Annotated in this window: 18 protein-coding genes and 3 pseudogenes; 10 read left to right on the top strand and 11 right to left on the bottom strand. The window is 61.7% G+C overall.

Annotation, left to right across the window (positions count from 1 at the left end):
- Window positions 1-17: 17 nt before the first annotated feature.
- The 4 genes from BBBF_RS10015 (at window position 18) to BBBF_RS07370 (ending at window position 3,451) form a co-directional block, all read left to right on the top strand.
- Complete coding sequence (locus tag BBBF_RS10015; protein WP_003822050.1) at window positions 18-155, top strand: hypothetical protein; 138 nt, start codon at window positions 18-20, stop codon at window positions 153-155.
- Window positions 152-1,174, top strand: a complete 1,023-nt coding sequence (locus tag BBBF_RS07380) for a CHAP domain-containing protein (protein ID WP_021647755.1) — start codon at window positions 152-154, stop codon at window positions 1,172-1,174. The genes BBBF_RS10015 and BBBF_RS07380 overlap by 4 nt, the downstream gene beginning before the upstream one ends.
- 177 nt (window positions 1,175-1,351) lie before the next feature.
- Complete coding sequence (locus BBBF_RS10545) at window positions 1,352-2,131, top strand: C40 family peptidase (RefSeq protein ID WP_269446876.1); 780 nt, start codon at window positions 1,352-1,354, stop codon at window positions 2,129-2,131.
- A gap of 279 nt (window positions 2,132-2,410) precedes the next feature.
- Window positions 2,411-3,451, top strand: coding sequence for a universal stress protein (locus tag BBBF_RS07370; protein ID WP_003818249.1), 1,041 nt, complete (start codon window positions 2,411-2,413; stop codon window positions 3,449-3,451).
- Between the two features lie 141 nt (window positions 3,452-3,592).
- On the opposite strand, the gene BBBF_RS07365 is transcribed toward BBBF_RS07370, so the two are convergent.
- Entirely contained in the window at window positions 3,593-4,006 is a 414-nt protein-coding gene (locus tag BBBF_RS07365) for an OsmC family protein (RefSeq protein ID WP_014760584.1), read from the bottom strand.
- Between the two features lie 453 nt (window positions 4,007-4,459).
- Between BBBF_RS07365 and BBBF_RS07360 the strand changes: the two genes are divergently transcribed.
- The 4 genes from BBBF_RS07360 to BBBF_RS07345 all read left to right on the top strand — a co-directional run bounded on the left by BBBF_RS07360 (window position 4,460) and on the right by BBBF_RS07345 (window position 7,909).
- Entirely contained in the window at window positions 4,460-5,332 is an 873-nt protein-coding gene (locus tag BBBF_RS07360; protein ID WP_014760583.1) for a thymidylate synthase, read from the top strand.
- Window positions 5,333-5,379: 47 nt separating this feature from the next.
- Window positions 5,380-6,039 carry a dihydrofolate reductase gene (locus tag BBBF_RS07355; protein WP_003818243.1) on the top strand — a complete coding sequence of 220 codons (660 nt, stop codon included), beginning with the start codon at window positions 5,380-5,382 and terminating at the stop codon, window positions 6,037-6,039.
- Between the two features lie 69 nt (window positions 6,040-6,108).
- Window positions 6,109-6,627 carry a low molecular weight protein-tyrosine-phosphatase gene (locus BBBF_RS07350; protein WP_021647760.1) on the top strand — a complete coding sequence of 173 codons (519 nt, stop codon included), beginning with the start codon at window positions 6,109-6,111 and terminating at the stop codon, window positions 6,625-6,627.
- A gap of 226 nt (window positions 6,628-6,853) precedes the next feature.
- Entirely contained in the window at window positions 6,854-7,909 is a 1,056-nt protein-coding gene (locus tag BBBF_RS07345) for a Gfo/Idh/MocA family protein (protein ID WP_013363814.1), read from the top strand.
- A gap of 69 nt (window positions 7,910-7,978) precedes the next feature.
- On the opposite strand, the pseudogene BBBF_RS10640 reads toward BBBF_RS07345, so the two are convergent.
- From BBBF_RS10640 to BBBF_RS07300, 10 genes and pseudogenes are all read right to left on the bottom strand, one after another.
- Window positions 7,979-8,173, bottom strand: a pseudogene (locus BBBF_RS10640) (branched-chain amino acid transporter permease); the annotation flags it as partial.
- Window positions 8,174-8,304: 131 nt separating this feature from the next.
- A pseudogene (locus BBBF_RS09885) lies at window positions 8,305-8,385 on the bottom strand (DUF4916 domain-containing protein); the annotation flags it as partial.
- 132 nt (window positions 8,386-8,517) lie between these two features.
- Window positions 8,518-9,153 (bottom strand): ABC transporter ATP-binding protein, encoded by a 636-nt coding sequence (locus BBBF_RS07335; protein ID WP_013390186.1) that lies wholly within the window; start codon window positions 9,151-9,153, stop codon window positions 8,518-8,520.
- A 12-nt stretch (window positions 9,154-9,165) separates the two neighbouring features.
- The gene (locus BBBF_RS07330; RefSeq protein ID WP_013363812.1) at window positions 9,166-10,389 is read right to left on the bottom strand and encodes an ABC transporter permease; all 1,224 of its coding nucleotides are present in this window, start codon (window positions 10,387-10,389) and stop codon (window positions 9,166-9,168) included.
- A complete protein-coding gene (locus BBBF_RS07325; RefSeq protein WP_003818237.1) occupies window positions 10,386-11,753 on the bottom strand; it encodes an ABC transporter permease in 1,368 nt (455 codons plus the stop codon). The genes BBBF_RS07330 and BBBF_RS07325 overlap by 4 nt, the downstream gene beginning before the upstream one ends.
- 149 nt (window positions 11,754-11,902) lie before the next feature.
- Window positions 11,903-12,248 (bottom strand): annotated as a pseudogene (locus BBBF_RS07320) (hypothetical protein); the annotation flags it as partial.
- Window positions 12,249-12,415: 167 nt separating this feature from the next.
- A complete protein-coding gene (locus tag BBBF_RS07315; RefSeq protein ID WP_013363811.1) occupies window positions 12,416-13,513 on the bottom strand; it encodes a hypothetical protein in 1,098 nt (365 codons plus the stop codon).
- The gene (locus BBBF_RS07310; protein WP_021647764.1) at window positions 13,510-14,112 is read right to left on the bottom strand and encodes an ABC transporter ATP-binding protein; all 603 of its coding nucleotides are present in this window, start codon (window positions 14,110-14,112) and stop codon (window positions 13,510-13,512) included. The genes BBBF_RS07315 and BBBF_RS07310 overlap by 4 nt, the downstream gene beginning before the upstream one ends.
- Window positions 14,102-15,124: a peptidoglycan-binding domain-containing protein gene (locus BBBF_RS07305; RefSeq protein WP_229029519.1), complete on the bottom strand. Its 1,023-nt coding sequence runs from the start codon at window positions 15,122-15,124 to the stop codon at window positions 14,102-14,104. The genes BBBF_RS07310 and BBBF_RS07305 overlap by 11 nt, the downstream gene beginning before the upstream one ends.
- 85 nt (window positions 15,125-15,209) lie before the next feature.
- A complete protein-coding gene (locus BBBF_RS07300) occupies window positions 15,210-15,686 on the bottom strand; it encodes a hypothetical protein (RefSeq protein WP_003822154.1) in 477 nt (158 codons plus the stop codon).
- 374 nt (window positions 15,687-16,060) lie between these two features.
- Between BBBF_RS07300 and BBBF_RS07295 the strand changes: the two genes are divergently transcribed.
- Together BBBF_RS07295 and BBBF_RS07290 are read left to right on the top strand one after the other, a co-directional pair.
- Window positions 16,061-16,717: a response regulator transcription factor gene (locus tag BBBF_RS07295; protein ID WP_003814721.1), complete on the top strand. Its 657-nt coding sequence runs from the start codon at window positions 16,061-16,063 to the stop codon at window positions 16,715-16,717.
- The gene (locus BBBF_RS07290) at window positions 16,714-18,000 is read left to right on the top strand and encodes a sensor histidine kinase (protein ID WP_013363808.1); all 1,287 of its coding nucleotides are present in this window, start codon (window positions 16,714-16,716) and stop codon (window positions 17,998-18,000) included. Before BBBF_RS07295 ends, BBBF_RS07290 begins: the two co-directional genes overlap by 4 nt.
- Window positions 18,001-18,041 lie beyond the last annotated feature (41 nt).

Below are 18,041 nucleotides of genomic sequence, written 5' to 3'. Positions count from 1 at the left end.
GCCAATGATGCGGATTGATGGGGATCGGCGTTCATGTGTCGGATGCGGTCGGGTTGCCGATGGCCGCACCCCGCGGTAAGCTGGTCAACCGTGATGAACGTGCGGCGTCTTCGGAAGGCCGCATCGCGATGGTATTAAAGGAGCAAAAAGTATGAGGCATGCTGCGCATAAGGCCAATAAGGGTTCCGTTCAGCGCACCAGCCCTTCGGCGTTATTCCGCTCCTCCCGGGGTTCCCACACGGCCAGGGCCGTGCGTGCCGTGCGGGCGGCCAACGGCGATGCCGTGGCGCTCGCCATCGACCCTGTTCTTGCAGCCAAGCTGAACGAGGTCGCCCCGATGACCCGCCGGGCCATCCGCGAGACCGCGAAGGCCGCGCAGCGCAAGTCGTACATGATGTCATCCGCATCCCTTGCGGCTCTGGTCGGCACTGCGGCCACCGCCTTGGCCTTTTCCAATATCCAGCAGTCGTCCAACTCTCGTCTGCTGGCCGACGATCCCGCCACGACGACCACTCAGCTGGCCCGCGTGACCGGTTCGACGGTCTCGCGTTCCGAATCCCGTACCGAGCTCGGCCCCATCGCCTCCGACCAGACCGCAGCCGCGGCCACGAGCGGCGCGGCCGACGCGAAGACGAGCAACACGATCGCCGACGCCAAATCCGTGCAGACCACCAATAACGGCAACTGGGAGCTGAACGACAAGAACTCCGCCATTGACGTGAGCCAGCTGTCCCGCTCCCTGGCGAACAACCCGCAGGTCGCGGTGCTGGTCGACCAGGATGCCGGCAAGCTGCCCGAAGGATTCAGCCCGAACCATGCCACGGGCGACAGCGGTCTCGCCTATGCGTTCAGCCAGTGCACGTGGTGGGCATACCTGCGTCGCCATCAGCTCGGCCTGCCCGTCGGATCATATTTCGGCAATGGTCAGGACTGGGCGAACTCCGCTCGTGCGCACGGCTACTGGGTGGACAACACGCCTCGCCACAAGGGCGACGTCATGGTGTTCCGCGCGGGCCAGGAAGGCGCGAGTTCCGTGTATGGCCATGTCGCCATCGTGGAGAGCATCAACGCTGACGGCACGGTCACCATCTCGGAGTGCGGCGCTTCGCTGAACGGCAAGCCGGTATCCCGCACCCTTTCCAACGTGAACGACTTCCAGTACATCCACTACTGATTTTCGGCGGGTCTTCGGTCCCCGTCAGTGAGATTCATCTCTATTATTCTCCCGGGAGTGTCGCGCCGGTCGTGTGAAGATTGCCGGTTTTCCCGTGATGTCGCCGATATGGCGTGATTTCCTATCGTGAATGTTTTCAGGCGAAGATGCATGCCTGTGTGCTACAATCATGCCTCGATGATGATTTGCAAGAAGATTATTTCGACTATCACCGCCGCAGCAGCTGCGGTGGCGTTGTTCACGGTATCGGTGCCTGTCGCCTTGGCCGGTTCCGATAATGCGAGCAGGAAGGCGATTACCTCTTCTCGCTCGTTCCCGAAGATGAACACCGCGCGTAAGGATCTGCTCAAGGAGACCGTATCGGTCAGCTCCGATGACAGCGAAAGCTGGGGCGGTGTGGAATCCCTGAACGTGCCCGAAACCAAGTCCACGGCCGAGAAAAAGGCCGAGGAAGAGGCCAAGAAGGCCGAAGAGGAGCGCAAGGCCGCCGAGAAGGCCGCCGCCGAAGCCGCTCGCCTGCAGGCGGCGGAGGTCAGCCGTTCCCGCGCATCGGCCGCGACCAGCAGCACCAGCTCGTCGTCCGTCTCCAATGACGGTGCGGTCAATGCCCCGGTCAGCGCCAATGGCGCCGGCGTGGTCGCCTACGCCTCCCAGTTCCAGGGCGTGCCCTATGTGTACGGCGGCACCACGCCGTCGGGATTCGACTGCTCGGGCTTCACGCAGTACGTGTACTCCAAGTTCGGCATCAGCCTGCCGCGTATCGACTATCAGCAGCGTGCGTGGGCTCAGGCTCACGGCACGAAGGTCAGCGATCCCCAGCCGGGCGACCTGATGTGGAGATCCGGCCATGTGGGCATCTACGTCGGCAACGGTCTGATGATTCACGCGCCGCGCCCCGGCAAGAGCGTGTCCATCGTGCCCGTATACGCTTCCTTCGAGTATTACCGAATCATCTAAGCCGGTTGCTTCGGGTCGAAGAGTCTTCGAACGATATTTCGCACTGCACAGCGCCTCCATTGGGGCGCTGTCGTGCTTTTTCGACAGGTGATGCGGCGACGATGCCGTGCCCGCTTCCGCTGCGCTGCCGCGCGTTATGACACACCGACGCCAGGAATGTGGCATTGTTCTCAATCGGCAAAATGACTGATGTTCATCCCGCATCCTGACGCGTACGCGGTATTCTAGGAACTATGACCCGATGCGCCGCTGCATCGGTGTTACCTTAAGGAGGTTGCCATGATCAACGAGAAGGCGATTCTGGTTGGGGTGGACGGTTCTCATGCCAGTTACAAGGCCACGTGGTGGGCCGCCAATTTTGCCAAGCATGCGGGATTGATGCTGCAGATCGTATGCGCGTATTCGCTGCCCAGCTACGCCGCAGTGTCGTTCGACGCCACGTACACCGCGATGGGTGATGACAACGCGGCGCACAGCGACGCACAGGAGATTCTTTCCAAGGCCAAGGCCATCGCCGACGAGCAGGGCGTCGAGGCGGCGACGCTGATCGTCACCGGTGACCCGGCGTCCGTGTTCGTCGAGCTGTCGCGCAACTATAATCTCATCGTCATCGGCAATCGAGGCAAGGGCGGACTGGCCGAGCGCCTGCTCGGCACCACCAGCTCGTCGCTGCCCGCGTACGCGTACTGCCCGATCGTCGTCGTGCCCTATACCGACGACGACGGCAACCTGATGCACCTGAACAACACGATCACCAAGGTGGCGGTTGGCTCCGACGAGTCGAAGTGGGGTCTGAAGGCGCTGGACATCGCCGCCTCGTTCGCCAACATGTGGGGTGCCGAACTCGACGTGATCTCCGCCGCGCCGAAGGTGCAGGGCTCGGACGGCGACAAGGCCGTGATGGAATCCTTCATGGAGGATCTTGAGGTACGCATCAAGCCGATCGAGGAGTCCTACCCCGATCTGAAGATCACCCGCACCGTGGTGCCGGGCAACGCCGTGCAGGCGCTGACCAAGGCCAGCTATGACCATGACGTGGTCGTCGTCGGCTCCCGCGGCCGCGGCGGGTTCACCGGCCTGCTGCTGGGCTCCACCAGCCAGGGACTGATCCAGCACGCCGTCGGCCCGGTGTATGTCGTACCCCGCAAGTACGTCGAAGCCGCGGAATCCCGTCTTGACACGGTTCCGAGCTCGCCGGCCGATGTCGAGCCGAAGCCCTTGGAGTCCATCGGCGGTGTCGAGGAGCTGCCGGTGCCGGCCGCGCAGCCGGAGGTCGTCGAGCAGATCGATTCGGCCATCGACCCCGAGCACAAGGCCTGATTCGGCTCTGATGCATGCAGTGGCCCCGCCGGACTCGATGCCCGGCGGGGCCATGATGTTGTTGTGCCGGCGCTCGTGCCGGACGCGGTAGCATGAACTCCCCCGTGCCGTTATATGACAGGGGAGGAGCTCCGCGATGCCTCAGTGGCGAACCGTCACGTCCATGCGCACCGGCGTCTCCTGCACATAGGTGTGCTTGACGGTGCAGCCCTTTTCGATGTGGCGCGTGACACGCTCCTTGAGCTTGTCCGCATCCTCTTCGCTCAGCTTCGCGTCAGTGGCATCCACTACGACCTGCTCGTTGAAGTTGATGTAGGCATCGCTGTCGGCGTCATATGTGCCGTCCACGACGATCTTCGCGCCCTTGCCGTCACCGAGTGTGTGCTCGATGGCGAACTGGCTGGACAGCGCGGCACAGCCCGCCAGCGCGATCTTCATCAGGTCTCCGGGGGTGAACACTCCGCGGCCCTTGCCGAACTTGATGTGAGCGCCGTCATCGCTGAACGCATCCCATGAACCATCCTTGTTGCGCTCGACCCAAAGTCGCTTGCCCATGCGTATCTCCTCGTGTAGTCGTCATGACGCGCCTGCCGCGTCACACATACCTCTAATGTAGACCACAATCGTTCGCCATGGGTCGTGATACGCGTTCGGCTGGACGCCCCTCCGGCCCGAGCACGTCTGCTCGATGGGTACTTTGGTCTGATCTGGGTCTGGTTTGGGGTGTCTACCCCCGTCTCGTCCGGCGTTTCATCTCCGAAATCGCCTGTGCATGCCATGTTTCGGCGTCACGCTGTGCGGGTACCGTCACGCTGTGCGGGTTCGTGGCGTGACGGTTTCTTGGAAACCGCTGGAAACACTGGGGTTTGTGGTACCGTCACTGTGTGCGAGGGCGCACACAGTGACGGTACCCGCACAGCGTGACGCTACCGCATCCATCGCACGTTGCCGTCCGTCGTCTCCGCCACTCGCGTCGGGCTGTTAGCCGCTGTCGTTACACTGGGTGGCATGGCTTTGACACCGGAACAACTCGCAGATATCCGCACCCGTATCCCCGCCCGTCCTCACAGTGACGTCCCCACGCCGTACGAGGATTTGGTGCGCCGGATCATGCTCGAAGGCACGCTCAAGTCCGATCGCACCGGCACGGGAACGATATCCCTGTTCGGGCAGCAGATGCGTTTCGACCTGTCAGAAGGATTCCCGCTGCTCACCACCAAGACCGTGTTCTTCAAGGGACTGGCATACGAGCTGCTGTGGTTCCTCAAGGGCAGCAGCAACGTGCGCTGGCTGCAGGAGCACAACGTGCACATCTGGGATGACTGGGCGGACGAGAATGGCGACCTCGGTCCCGTGTACGGTGTGCAGTGGCGCAGCTGGCCCGCGCCGACTCCCGAAGACCCGAATCGCACCATCGACCAGATCGGCAATGTCCTCGACCTGATCCGCAACCACCCCGACTCCCGTCGCATGGTGGTCAGCGCATGGAACCCGGCCGAGGTCGAGAACATGGCGCTGCCGCCCTGCCACGCCCTGTTCCAGTTCTACGTGGCCGACGGGCGGCTCAGCTGCCAGCTGTACCAGCGTTCGTGCGACATGTTCATCGGGGTGCCGTTCAACATCGCTTCGTATTCGCTGCTGACAATGATGATCGCGCAGCAGACCGGCTTGGAACCGGGCGAATTCGTCTGGACCGGCGGCGACTGCCACGTCTACGACAACCACGTCGATCAGGTGCTGGAGCAGCTGTCGCGCGAGCCGTACCCGTATCCGAAGATCGAGATCCGCAAGGCCGATTCGCTGTTCGACTACCAGTACGAGGATTTTACGATCGTCGACTACCGGCACCATCCCACCATCAAGGCGCCGGTCGCGGTCTGAACCGACCATTACACTATTGTCCCAGTCCGATTCAAGGAGTGAATGAAATGGAGCATGATAGTAGCCGCAACGGCTATCACGAACCGGAGCCCGGGTTCGCCGGGCAGGAGAAAGCCGATGATTGGGGTGATGACTTTCCCAAGACGTTTTCAGTGAACCTGATTTGGGCCGAAGCTGACGACAAAGACGGCCGTCCCGGTGCCATCGGGTTCGACGGCGGCATGCCTTGGCATCTGCCGGAGGATATGAAACGTTTCAAGGAGCTCACCGTCTCTCACCCGGTGATCATGGGACGCAGGACATGGGAGTCACTGAACGTGAAGTACCGCCCGCTGCCCAATCGTGACAACATCGTGGTATCGCACAATCCCCAGTATCTGGCGCTGGGCGCCACGGTCGTCACCGATCTGGATGCGGCGCTCGACATCGCGCGGCAGGAGGCCATTCCCGACGACGGGCTTGACCGCAGCGAGATCTGGGTGATCGGTGGAGCGCAGGTCTTCCAGGAGGCGCTGCCTTTCGCCAGCAAGGCGTTCGTGACGAAGATCCAGACCTCAGTGGACGCAGACACGTATGCGCCCGATATGGATGCTCTGGTCGACGCCGGCCTGTGGGAGGTCGCCGACCCCGGCCATTGGAAGAGAACGCAGAAGGACGACAGCGGAATCAAGCGGTACCGCTTCGTCACCTATCGCAAGATCGGCTGAATCGCCGCGCGCGCAAGTTCACCGGGCGCCTTACGCACAGGCGCCCATCGGAAACCATCAGGAGCCATCATGACACAGCAGCACCCATACACCGTGATGACCGTGTGCACGGGCAACATCTGCCGCTCGCCCATGGCGGAGATCATCCTTCGCGCCGAATTCGAGTCGCGTGGGATAGGGGAGGACCGCGTGCGCGTCCTGTCCAGCGGCGTGAGCGACGAGGAGTACGGCCATCCTATCGACCCGCGCGCCGTGCGCGTGCTGCGGGCCGACGGGTATGAGATCCCCACGCATCATTTCGCCCATCGCGTCACGCGCGAGGAGATCAAGGAAACCGACCTGTTCCTGCCGATGACGGCCTCGCATATGCGCGCACTGCTGCGGCAGCTGCCGTCCTCCAAGCGCGCCGAAGTGCACATGTACCGCAGTTTCGACCCGAACCTGCCCAAGCCGGCGGCCGGCCGCGAGGACTCCATCGACCTGGTGGATCCCTGGTATGGCGGGCCCCACGAGTTCCAGGTGGCCATCGGCCAGATTCAGGAGGTCGCGCCGTACATCGTCGATTGGGTGGAACGGCAGATCGGATGACGGCATGCGGCCGGCCGCCGGAGCGTGGCGGCACGCGACGAGATGCGATGAAACGCGACGCGCCTTGGCATGACTGCCGGGCGCGTCGCGTCATATTCGCCGGATTGCGCCGCGGCGAGCCGGGCGGATATCGTTCACCGGATTATTCTGGTGCATTGACAGCCGGTTTCGCGGGGATACCCGCGTATTCCATCGGAACATGTATCGGAACGTTCGAGGAGGAATGATGAGCAGACTGAACGGCAGACGTGCCGAGGCCGAAGCGCAGGGGTTGCGCATCAACGTGGCGATTCTGGGCGCCGGGCGCATCGCGCATTCGATGGCGCGAACACTGGTGGCGATGGCGGCGGACCCGCGGTATGCCGGTCTGGTAGCGCCGTATGCGGTCGCCGCGCGTGACGGGGGCAGGGCCGCGGCGTTCGCGGCCGAATACGGGTTCCCGGTGTCGTATGGCTCGTATGACGAGCTGCTGGCCGACCCGGACGTGGATCTGGTGTATATCGCCACGCCGCACAGCCTGCACGCCGAGCAGGGCATCGCCTGCCTGAAGGCCGGCAAGAACATCCTGGTCGAAAAGTCGTTCACCGCGAACGCCGCGCAGGCCCGTGCGCTGCTCGATGCGGCCGACGGCAGCGGTCTGCTGTGCACGGAGGCTATCTGGACGCGCTACATGCCGTCGCGGGCCATCGTCGACCGGATCGTGGCCTCCGGCGCGATCGGCGAGCTGCGGTCGATTTCGGCGAACCTGTGCTATCCGGTGTCGGGCAAGGCGCGTATGAGCGATCCCGCGATGGCTGGAGGGGCGCTGCTCGACGTCGGCGTGTACCCGCTCAATTTCATCGACATGGTGATGGGCGGCCACGGCGAGGTGCCGGTCGAGCGCGTCGAGACGTCGATGACGCCATACGCCCCGACCGGCGTGGACGCGCAGAACTCGACCACGCTGTATTACGCCAATGGCGTGATGGCGGTGTCCACGTCGTCGATGCTCGCCTGCTCCGACCGTGCGGGCTGCATTTGGGGCGACAAGGGGTACGTGGTGTGCCGCAACATCAACAACATCGAAGCGATCGACGTATACGGCGCCGACCATGCCGTGGCGGAGCATTACGATGTGCCGGCGCAGCTGACCGGTTACGAGTATCAGGTCGCCGCCGCGGCGAACGCGATTCTCGACGGGCGCGAGGAGTGCGCCGAGATGCCGCACGCCGATTCGCTGCGCATCGTCGAGCTCATGGACGAGCTGCGGGCGAAGTGGGGGCTGAAGTATCCGTTCGAGTGACGGTTCTGCGGCAGGTTGGGCGGCGGGTTCCTCATCCATCCTTGACGGGACTCGCCGCCAGGCATGCTCCTAGAACACCAGCTGTATCAGCAGCATATACACCGCGGTGACGCCGGCGGTCGAAAGCAGTATGTTGCGCTTCCACAGATGCAGCAATGTGATGACGGCACAGGCGATGAGTTCCGGAATGCCGTGCGAACCGGTCAGGATCGGCGTGTTGCGTAGCGCATATACCACCAGCAGGCCGGTCATGGCATAGGGGGAGCACCTTGCCGAAGTATTCGACGAGCTTGGGTGGTTGCCTGGATTCGGGGAACACCAGAAAGGCGGATTCTAGCGGTGGTTGCAACACCAAAAAAAACACCAGGTGTTGCAACCACCGCTAGAATCCGCCAAGTGATATCGTCGAACTCGCCACGTCGACGCCCCGCGTCGAAATCGCCCTCGCCGGGCACTTCATCATTCATCACTGGCATGGTTCCATTATCACGACATTATGTCGCAGAACGAATACGGCACCCCGGCAACGCGAGTGGGTCGCCGGGGTGCCGGGGTGCGGGGTGCCGAAATGCCGAAGCGGTGTATGGGTGCCGCCCGGCCCAGGTGGGTCACACCCGGGCCAGTTTCTTGCTCCTGAGACGCAGCACGACATCGGCGGAGTCGGCGACGCGCTTGGAATGCGTCACCACGATCACGCATTTGCCGAGCTGATGGGCGGCGTGCTGCAGCAGATGAATCACCTCGTCGGTCATCTTCGGGTCGAGGCTGCCCGTCGGCTCGTCCGCGAGGATCGCGCGGCCCGGGGCGACCAGCGCGCGGCCGACCGCCACCCGTTGACGCTGGCCGCCCGACAGGTGCATGATGTTGCGCTTGGATTCCTCACGGCTCAAACCCAGTTCCTCGAGGATCTTCATATCGGCCTTGGTGCTGACCAGCCGCAGGTTCTCTTCGGGGGTGAGGTAGTCGATCAGGTTATGGTCCTGGAACACCAGGGACACGTGCTCTCGACGGTGCTTCGCATAGCCCGATGTGGCGATGTCCTCCCCTTCGAAGCGGACCACTCCCCGGGAGGGGGCGTCCAGGCCGGCCAGCAGCGACAGCAGCGTGCTCTTGCCGGCGCCGGACGGGCCGGTGATCGCATACATCTTCCCGGATTCGAAATCCGCGCTGACATCCGAAAGAACAAGGATCTTCGCCGCGCCGTAGGCGTAATCGACATGGTCCAGTTGCAGACAGTTAGACATAATTGGTGACTCCTAACGCATAGAGGAAAGAATGGATTTCGGGGATTTGGACAGCACGGCGGCGCATGACACGGCAAGGGCCACGGCGATGACCGCGCATCCGAGCAGCAGGATGAGCAGCGTCTGCTCAGGCGGCAAGGCCTCCACGTGCAACGATTCCAACGGCGCGACGCCCGAATCGCGCAACAGTCGGGAAGACACGTATCCCGACAGCATGGCGCCGGTGCCCAGCGAACACAGGGCGGCGACCACCGCCATGAGTCCGGTTTCGATGGCGAGTTGTGCGACGATCCGCATCTTGCCGATGCCGAGGGCCAGAAGCGTGCCTATCTCATGGATGCGTGAGCGAATCCAGAAGACCAGCGCCATCGCCAGCACCAGTACGTCCGCGAGGCAGACGGACAGCAGCACCATGCGCACCAGATCACGCACCGTCTGCACGGATTGCAGGACGCCGGAGAGCCGGGCCGAATCGTCGGTGACGTCGTACTTGCCGCCGGCCATGGTCTTGGCCTGACTGACCGCCGCGGACAGGTCCTGCGGATTATCCGACAGGCATCGGATCATGCCGATCTGGTCGTTTCCGGTCAGAGCGGAGGTCACTCGCCTACCCGAATAGATGAGGTTCTCGGAAGTGTCCGAGGGCAAGGGGCTTTGGGCCTGCACGTTGCCGGAGAAGATCCCGGCCACACGCACCGTGGCGTTGCGCCCCTCCTGCCGGAGACGGAATGTCGAGCCGACCGATAGGCCGTTCTGCAGCGCGAAGTCGCGGTGGACCAGCACATTGTCGCCGTCGCCCGAGATATGGCGGCCCTGCTCCAGACGGTACAGGCCGCTCTGGAATTCCTCGGACAATGAGGAATCGGTGGTGCCCAGCACGCTGACCTGCATGGCCAGATCGGAGTCCAATCGGGGGCCCTGCCGGGGCATGACCGGGCGCGCGCCATCCACCTGCGCCAAGGTCTTCGTCGCATAGGCGGTCTTCGTCACACCGGGGATACGCGAGAACCGGCTCGCCTCCTCGGCGCTGATGGGATTCTCGCCGGCGCTGACGGTAAACCCTATGCCCATGCCCGCGCCGATGCTGTCGGACATGGTACGCAGGGCCGTCGAGACTCCGACCTGCGCCACCAGGCTCGTGAAGACCATCAGCATCAGCAGACCGATGATGCCGCTGCGTACCGGCTTGCGTACGATCGCCAACGTGGCACGCTTCCACACATTCATGCTCATCATCGAATCTCCGACAGGTCTCGCGGCGATTTGCGCAGCATCGGTATGCACGCCACCGCGACGCACACCAGCATCACCGCCAACAATCCGAGCGCCACGTACAGCATGGCGGTCCCGTCGACCGACACCGTGAGCGAATCCAGGGTGCGCACCGACATGCTGGATTCAAGGTCGCCGCCGACCTGTCCCATGCTGCTCAGCTCCTTCGCCGCGGAGGCGTTCACGGAATGGAGCGCCGTGGTGCCGAGCCATTGGGCCATTCCCTGCGCGCACAGCCAGCCGAGGGCAAGGGACGGCAGACCGATCAGCACCATCTCGGTGAGGTATTGGGCGACCAGGGAGGGCTTGCCGACGCCAAGGGACACCAGTATGCCCATCTCCTGACGGCGGTCGTTCATCCACAGCAGCAGCATGAGACTGAGCACGAGCACGGCCGAGACGGTCACGCCGATCAGGGCGCCGCGCATCATGGAGCGCACGCCGCGGGCGGCATGCAGCATGCTCGATGAATACTGGTCGTTGCGCGTGATCTGATAGTTGTTCCAATCCACCGGGAGTTTCTTTGCGGCGTCCATGGTCTTCTCCACGTCAACGCCCTTGGACAGCACGAAGGTGGCGTCCTGGTATATTTCCTTGCCGTCCTTGTACTGGTACAGATCGCGTGTGGTATCCAGATCGGTGTAGATGGTGTTGGCGGTCAGTTCCGCTCGGCTGGATACCTTTCTGGCGCTGTCGCCCTTGAATATGCCCACGATGGTGGTCTTGACGGTCGCCGTCGAATGTGATTCGTTGTCGGCGTCGTAGGCGTTGGCCTTGAGCGTGAGCGTGTCTCCGACTTTGAGCCCGTTGGCTTTGGCGAGATCCTCATGGATCATCGACGTGTACTTGTCGGAGGCCTTCAGATGCCGTCCTTCGGCCATGCCGAGCGTGCGCGACGTGAACACGTTGAGTTTCGACGAATCATTCGTGCCTATGACGTTGGCGGCGTTGCCGAACTGCTGCTCCTTGGTCGCATCGTAATCATCGCCGCCGGGGACCTTCGCCACATTCGCCCCCACGAGGTCGGCGGTGGCGTTCTGACGGACCATATACGAATCGACCCCGGGCAGTTGGGCGATCCTGCGCACGTCGGCGGGACGCACCATGCCGCCTCCGCGAGGCGTGAGCATGCTGCCCTGCAGATTGCTGGCCAGCACGAATCCGCCGACCGCTTCCTTCTCGATTCGTCCGGCGGCCTGTTGAGCTGCTCGAGAAACCGCGATCGTGGATAGCATGCTCGCTGTTATGATGGTCAATACTATGAGGAGCACTATGGTTCGCACTCGTTTTCTGAGAACATAGCGCACCGACCGTGCAACGAACGTCATCAATACCTCCTGTGGGCCTTGGGCTTTTCGCCCAAAATGCGAAACATGCCGCGTTTCGCCGGTTAGTTAGCCGCGACAATACATGATGCACCTCAAGATACGGGTAGATATACGCCTTGGGCGAAAGACGGAACAGCGGCGAATGTCGGTTATTCTGGATTTTGGTCCATCTCGGGGCGCGTCGATGCGTCGGCCCGCGAGGAATCAGCGCTCGCGCCTCGCCTTCGAGGCGGCGAACGCATAGTTCTCGCATTGGATGTACAGGTATGCGACCAGGACGAGCCAGCAGATGACGGTCTTGTGCCAGACGTCGGATTCGCCCGAACACGCGCCGGCAACGCCATCATCAATATTACCCCCGGCAACATCAGCAACGTCGGCGACACAAACACCGTGCGCCAGCCCGTCGGACGATGCGCCATTCGCACCGCCACGGCATACCGTCCTCCCGCGCGTCATGCAGACCAACGAGGAGCCGATCAGCATGGCCAGCCCCCTACCTCGATGTGGCCGCTAAATGTCTTACGCTCCCTTCGTGAGAGCATTGATAAATGAAAACGGCAGCCTATGAATCGAGTAGGATGCCGTGCTGATAGTGTCCGCCGACGATGATGAGGATTTCGGAATATACGGATCACGTAATTTTAATGATTTTCTGCGCTTTATCGTTCTTTGAAGTAGGTGAAGAGATGTCGTTCTTTGATGTGGAGGGCGGTGATGGTGGTGGCGAGTAGGTAGGCGGTGTTGGTGGTGATGGTGGTTTGTATGGCGTTGAGGGTGATGGCGGTTCGGTCGGTGGTGTCGATGAGGAGTCTGGCGGCGGTCATGTCGATGGGCAGGCTGATGGCGGTGGCGAGCAGGATGGTGATGCCGGTTTCGATGATGATCTGCGTGGCGAGTGCGGGTTTGGGTACGCCGCAATGCAGTGCGGAGGCGATTTCGAGCCGTCGGCCGCGTATGAGCAGGTATCCGATGGCGAGGGCGATGAGTGCGCCGCAGGCGGGCAGGATGCGTGTGGAGCGTTGCCGGTAGAGGGTTTGTCCGTCGAAGCCGTCGCCTTTGGTGGTGTTGAGCTGGCCGAGGGTGGGTGCATCGTCGCCGGTGGTTTTCGCGTTCGGGGTGAGGGTGGACCATAGGGCGTTGCGGGTCCGGTCGGTTTGCGGCCAGGTCTTGGCCCAGCAGGCGTCGAACGTGCCGGTGGCGGGTGTTTCCTCCATGAGCGCGTACGCGTATCCGGGGGTGCGTCCGTCGTCGGGGTATTGGTAGATGCCTTTGACGCGCGCGGTGCGCCCGTCGGCGAGGCCGATCGTGCCGCCGGTGGAGGTGCCGAGCGTTTCGGCGACTTGTTGGGATGCGATCAGCCCGGTCGTGTTCGGGTCCTGTTTGGTGTCGAGGAGTTTGGCCAGGCCGGGGGTGATCTGGTAGAGGGGCGTGGTGGTGTCGGGCAGGGCCGCGAGGGTGAGCGGGTCCGTAGTGCGGATCGCTCCGGCGGCCTGGACGTTCGTGAGGCTGGTGAGGCGTTCGCAGGATGCCGCGTCGATGCCGTCGGGCGCGTTGAGTACGAGGATGTCAGCTCCGGATTGCCGGTATGCGCTTGCCTGGTCGAGGATGGTTGAGCCGGCGGCGATGTCCATGACGCCCATGCCGGCGGCGGTCAGGGCCAGGGCGAGGACGGCCGGGGCGAGGCGGGCTGCGCCGCTGGTGATGGAGCGCCATGCCTCGGAGATGACGGCGGTTGCTTTCATCGTGGTGTGGTTCATTGGTAGTTCTTCAAATCGATGATGTCGGTGCACGCGTCGCGCGTGTTCGGGTCGTGGGTGGAGACCACGACGATCGTGTCGTTGCGGGCGATACGGGAGAGGGATTCGCTGACCGTGGCCGCAGTGTGCATGTCGAGCTGGGCGGTGGGCTCGTCCACGAGCATGAGCGAGGGCTGGGCCGCGAACGCGCGGGCGAGCATGAGGCGCTGGGCCTCTCCGCCGGACAGTTCCGCGAACCTGCGGTCGGTGACCCGGGTCAGGTTGAACCGGTCCATGAGCGTGCGCGCCTGTTCCTCGGCCTCGCGGCGCGGGAGCCCCTTGACGAGCAGGGGCAGGCTGACGTGGTCGATCGCGGTGCGTTGGGCCACGCCGTGCGGGTTCTGGAAAATCCAGCGCATCGAGTCGATTCCCTGCCGGGTCACTTGGCCTTCGGCGGGCGTGGTCCAGCCGGCGATGATGCCGAGCAGCGTGGACTTGCCCGCGCCGCTCGGCCCGGTCAGCGCGTACACGTGCCCGGGCATGAGGCTCGCGGTCAGATCGTGGAACAGGAGCGGACCGTCGGCGTACCGGTGGCCGACGTGGTCGAGGTCAACGCGCATCGCACACCGCCTGTCCCGGATCGGCCTTGATGCTCGCGGGCGCCTTGCCGTCGATCGTGACCAGCGTGCGGCCCAATGAGCTGCCGGCCACGTGCGCCTTGACGCTTGTGCCGTCGGTCGCCACTACGCATCCGTCGCTGCCCTTGAGCCCGGTGAGCGCGGACGCTGGCACCGAGTACACGCCGATCGGCTTTTTGAGCTTGTAGGTCACGGTCACGCTCGTGACGTCCTCGCCGTCCTTGTGCGCGCCCGTGTACGTGGACCATCCCGCCATCGCCTGCAACGCGGCCGTGTCCGATACGATGCCGTCGTCGCCGATGGGATAGTCCCTGCCGTTGATTTCGACCACGCGATCGCCTTGGATGCGGCCGTCCGGCAGGGACGCGGCCTTGACCGACGCGACCCCGGCCAGACTGCGGAACGCGAGCGAATCCGTCGAATCGCCGGTCACGGTCGAACCCAGCGACGCCGCGCATGACACGCTCATCGTCTGCGCGGGCAGCCACACCGCCAACGCGCGGGAGAACGCGCCCTGCTGGACTCGGGCCGCCGCCGTGGCCGTGCCGGCGTTCGCCGCGTACAGGCGCCGCCACGCGTCCCACGTGGCCCAGTCGAACACGCCCGACCGGGAGCCGCCGTAGCCGAGCGCGGCCAGCTCGTTCTGCAACGCTGTCACGTCGTCGCCCTTGTCCCCGTACGCCAGATCGCGGTACAGGGGAGTGTCCGTGTGCAGGCTCACCAGAGGCGTGCCATCCACGCCGTACTCGCGTGAGCCCGAACGCACCACGCCGTCCGCGGGGCACGACGCGAACGTGACCCGGCCCGACACCGGGAACGCGACCCCACCGGCCGGCGACGCCGTCACGTCCACGTTTAGGGAACGCACGTCGTCGAACTCCTCCGACCCCAACGCGAGATTTCCCGCATCCGAGGAATCCGACAGGGACGGCGGCGTCATCGTCCGCTCCAGCCCCACGGCCAGGCCCATGCCCGCCGCCAGACACGCGGCCATGCACGCCGCCACGAACCCCACGCCGTTCACCCGCCGACGCGTGCGGGCACTATTCTTCCCTGTCGAAACACGAGCAACACTTCCTCTACTTGCTCGGGTTCGCCAGGCACTGGGAGAACGCGTCCGACGACGTGTCCAGCTTCGACGACCCCTCGGGCTTGCCCATCTCGGTCAGGTAATCCTGCTTCGTGAACGAATCAGGCACCAGCTTGCGTCGTTTCAGGCAACCCACGACCAGTTCGATCTCGTCCGCGTTCGACGGGTTCTGCACCATTCGCTCGTACAGGTCGCGGATCTGCAGGTTCGTGCCCTTCGCGCACGCCATGCTGTCCTCGTTCGCCTTGGCCGAATCGTAATTATCGTCCGTGTTCATGTGTTCCTGCATCAACCCGGTGGACTGGTCCGTGTCGAACTCCACGTCGTCGCCCTTGGCGGCCATGCACTCCTGGTACTTCTCGTTCGCCTCGCGGTAATCCGACTCGCTGATCCTGCCGGCCTTGACCGCGCGCTCCAACACCCCGCGCTCGAAATCACTCGACGCCGACTGCAATGCCTGCTTCAACTCCGCCTCATACGACGACGATCCGGAAGACGACGAAGACGAGGAGGAGCCCCCATCTGATGCACCGGCATTCCCGGAACCCGGCATCGAACACGCCCCCAAACCCAACACCACTGACAACACACCGGCAGCCGCAACCACGCGCAACGCATCTTTTGACATATGTATTCCTTTCTTCATGTTCATCATGTTGTTTCCTTTCTTCTGTGAAAGAGGCCGCGACGGGGAAGTCCGTCCAGCCGGAGTCAAAGCTACGACGTGCACGGCTGGCAAGGCGGGTTTTGACCTGCCGCTGACTGAACCTGACCGATTCCTGACCAGGTTGGACGCGAATGCTATGGTGTGCGCATTGTTTCGCGAAGGGAGCTGGACGGATGAAGGTTCTGATTGTCGAAGACAACGCCAATCTCGCTGATGTGGTACGGATGGGACTCTCCATGGAAGGCATGGAGGCAAAAGCTGTTTACGATGGCCGGGATGCCCTGGAGGAACTGAATTCCGGGGAGTGGAACATGCTGATACTTGATCGCGATCTTCCCGGACTGCATGGTGACGAAATCGCTAAGAGGTTAAGCGAACGGCGTGATCCCATACACATTCTCATGTTGACCGCGGCATCTCAGACCGAGGACATAGTCCGCGGGCTTGATCTTGGGGCAGATGACTATTTAACGAAACCATTTGAATACGCCGAACTGCTGGCCAGAGTTAATGCGGTGCGTCGGCGTTTGAGCATGGTGAATGACATGGTCTACAACCGGGATGACTTTTCTGCGGACTTCAGAACGGGATCCATCACGGTTCGCGGTGCAGAACTAAAGTTTGGGAAACGAGAACTTGCCGTATTGAGGACGCTGATTGAGGCGCGAGGTGCGGTGATTAGTGCGGAATGTCTATATCGTGAGATTTGGCAGGATGATCACGCTCATACGAGAGGAATCGTCAAGACCACAATCTATGCGATTCGCACGAAAATCGGAATCACTGATTTCATTGAAACCGTTCCCGGACAAGGATATCGCATATCATGAAAAAGCCTGAATATCCTTCGTCGAATGGGAGCCATTCCAGCCATCCGAAACTGCGTTTACCGTTTCAGTGGTCTACAAGGAGAAGATTGGTCACCACGATCGTCATCGTGTTCTTCATGCTTACCGGAGTGGTGACCGCCATGACATATTATGTCGTGAACCGGCAACTGGAAACAGTGACCGTAAATAAATCTTTTACTCAGGCAGAAGATGCCGATGAACAACATAGTTTGAATTCGCAAGCCATTCCTCCTGACTCCGGTAAGGATTACGTTTCTGCCGGGTATGACTCCGGTAAGGATGCTTTAACGCTAACTATGGAACAAGGAGACATAAAATCCCGGGATCTGATATTGGCGGTAAGCATAGCCCCCATCATTGTTTTCGGCATATTATCTGGAGGAATAACTTGGATTATCGCCACTAGGACACAACGAAGAATCAATAGTGTGGCCTCTCAGATTATCGCGTCCGACGCTGGATTGGAAAGGCAACCTATCGTTATTCCATATGAAAACGACGAGGCGTACACTATTGCATCCGCATACAACCTCATGTTAAAGGATCTCAACAGCGCAATCAGTCGGGAAAAGGAATTTATCGCCGATGCGTCACATGAGTTAAAAAATCCACTTGCGGCCACTTCGGCCGCATTGGAGATTCCGCTGCACAACCAGCTTTTCGATGAGCGTTGCAGACCTTTCGTCGAAAAGGCTTTGGCTTCAAATCATGCTGGGGTTGAAATCGTCAATCATCTGCTCGAATTGTCGAAAGTTCAGCAATTAAACCGAGCTGACCTTAGCCGAGTTAATGTAGCTGAGATCATTCGCAATGTTCTTCAGGAAAATATGGAACTTATCGGAGATAGAGTTCAAGTACATACCAATCTGGAGAATGCATATATCCTAGCCGATGGTCTGCTAATTAGACAGATGATTGCAAACCTTATTACGAATGCCATTCAGCATAATCGTGCGGCTCAACCACATGTATGGATAAACTTAGCCAACGACAGGCAATACGAAGGCGAGTCCTGCATTGCGATAGACATATCCAATACCGGCATGGATCTTTCCGATACGAGGATAGATGATTTCCTGTCACCTTTTAACAGAGGGGAGGATAATAGGATAAATACGCATGTGGGATCTGCATCACCTCATCACGGATTGGGTTTATCCATAGTGCAAGAGATTGTCGCTATGCATCATGGCCATTTGAGTCTGCAGGCGCGGCCGGAAGGTGGATTGAGAATCATAATTCTTTTACCTGACACGCTATAAGAATCGTAAGGTGACGGGAATGTTGCTGCACATGCCCGCCA

Origin of the sequence: Bifidobacterium bifidum ATCC 29521 = JCM 1255 = DSM 20456 (genome assembly GCF_001025135.1) — a bacterium.
GTDB classification, from domain to species: domain Bacteria; phylum Actinomycetota; class Actinomycetes; order Actinomycetales; family Bifidobacteriaceae; genus Bifidobacterium; species Bifidobacterium bifidum.
This window is presented reverse-complemented; position numbering and strand designations above follow the sequence as displayed.

Excerpts from the sequence above, each read along its gene's own strand:
- BBBF_RS07335 (WP_013390186.1), bottom strand. The coding sequence starts at position 9,153 with ATGTCTAACTGTCTGCAACTGGACCATGTCGATTACGCCTACGGCGCG.
- BBBF_RS07290 (WP_013363808.1), top strand. The coding sequence starts at position 16,714 with ATGAAAAAGCCTGAATATCCTTCGTCGAATGGGAGCCATTCCAGCCAT.
- BBBF_RS07355 (WP_003818243.1), top strand. The coding sequence starts at position 5,380 with ATGGAGCATGATAGTAGCCGCAACGGCTATCACGAACCGGAGCCCGGG.
- BBBF_RS07350 (WP_021647760.1), top strand. The coding sequence starts at position 6,109 with ATGACACAGCAGCACCCATACACCGTGATGACCGTGTGCACGGGCAAC.
- BBBF_RS07360 (WP_014760583.1), top strand. The coding sequence starts at position 4,460 with ATGGCTTTGACACCGGAACAACTCGCAGATATCCGCACCCGTATCCCC.
- BBBF_RS07295 (WP_003814721.1), top strand. The coding sequence starts at position 16,061 with ATGAAGGTTCTGATTGTCGAAGACAACGCCAATCTCGCTGATGTGGTA.
- BBBF_RS07380 (WP_021647755.1), top strand. The coding sequence starts at position 152 with ATGAGGCATGCTGCGCATAAGGCCAATAAGGGTTCCGTTCAGCGCACC.
- BBBF_RS10015 (WP_003822050.1), top strand. The coding sequence starts at position 18 with ATGGGGATCGGCGTTCATGTGTCGGATGCGGTCGGGTTGCCGATGGCC.
- BBBF_RS07325 (WP_003818237.1), bottom strand. The coding sequence starts at position 11,753 with ATGACGTTCGTTGCACGGTCGGTGCGCTATGTTCTCAGAAAACGAGTG.
- BBBF_RS07345 (WP_013363814.1), top strand. The coding sequence starts at position 6,854 with ATGAGCAGACTGAACGGCAGACGTGCCGAGGCCGAAGCGCAGGGGTTG.
- BBBF_RS10545 (WP_269446876.1), top strand. The coding sequence starts at position 1,352 with ATGATGATTTGCAAGAAGATTATTTCGACTATCACCGCCGCAGCAGCT.
- BBBF_RS07330 (WP_013363812.1), bottom strand. The coding sequence starts at position 10,389 with ATGATGAGCATGAATGTGTGGAAGCGTGCCACGTTGGCGATCGTACGC.
- BBBF_RS07370 (WP_003818249.1), top strand. The coding sequence starts at position 2,411 with ATGATCAACGAGAAGGCGATTCTGGTTGGGGTGGACGGTTCTCATGCC.
- BBBF_RS07315 (WP_013363811.1), bottom strand. The coding sequence starts at position 13,513 with ATGAACCACACCACGATGAAAGCAACCGCCGTCATCTCCGAGGCATGG.
- BBBF_RS07310 (WP_021647764.1), bottom strand. The coding sequence starts at position 14,112 with ATGCGCGTTGACCTCGACCACGTCGGCCACCGGTACGCCGACGGTCCG.
- BBBF_RS07305 (WP_229029519.1), bottom strand. The coding sequence starts at position 15,124 with ATGGCCGCGTGTCTGGCGGCGGGCATGGGCCTGGCCGTGGGGCTGGAG.
- BBBF_RS07365 (WP_014760584.1), bottom strand. The coding sequence starts at position 4,006 with ATGGGCAAGCGACTTTGGGTCGAGCGCAACAAGGATGGTTCATGGGAT.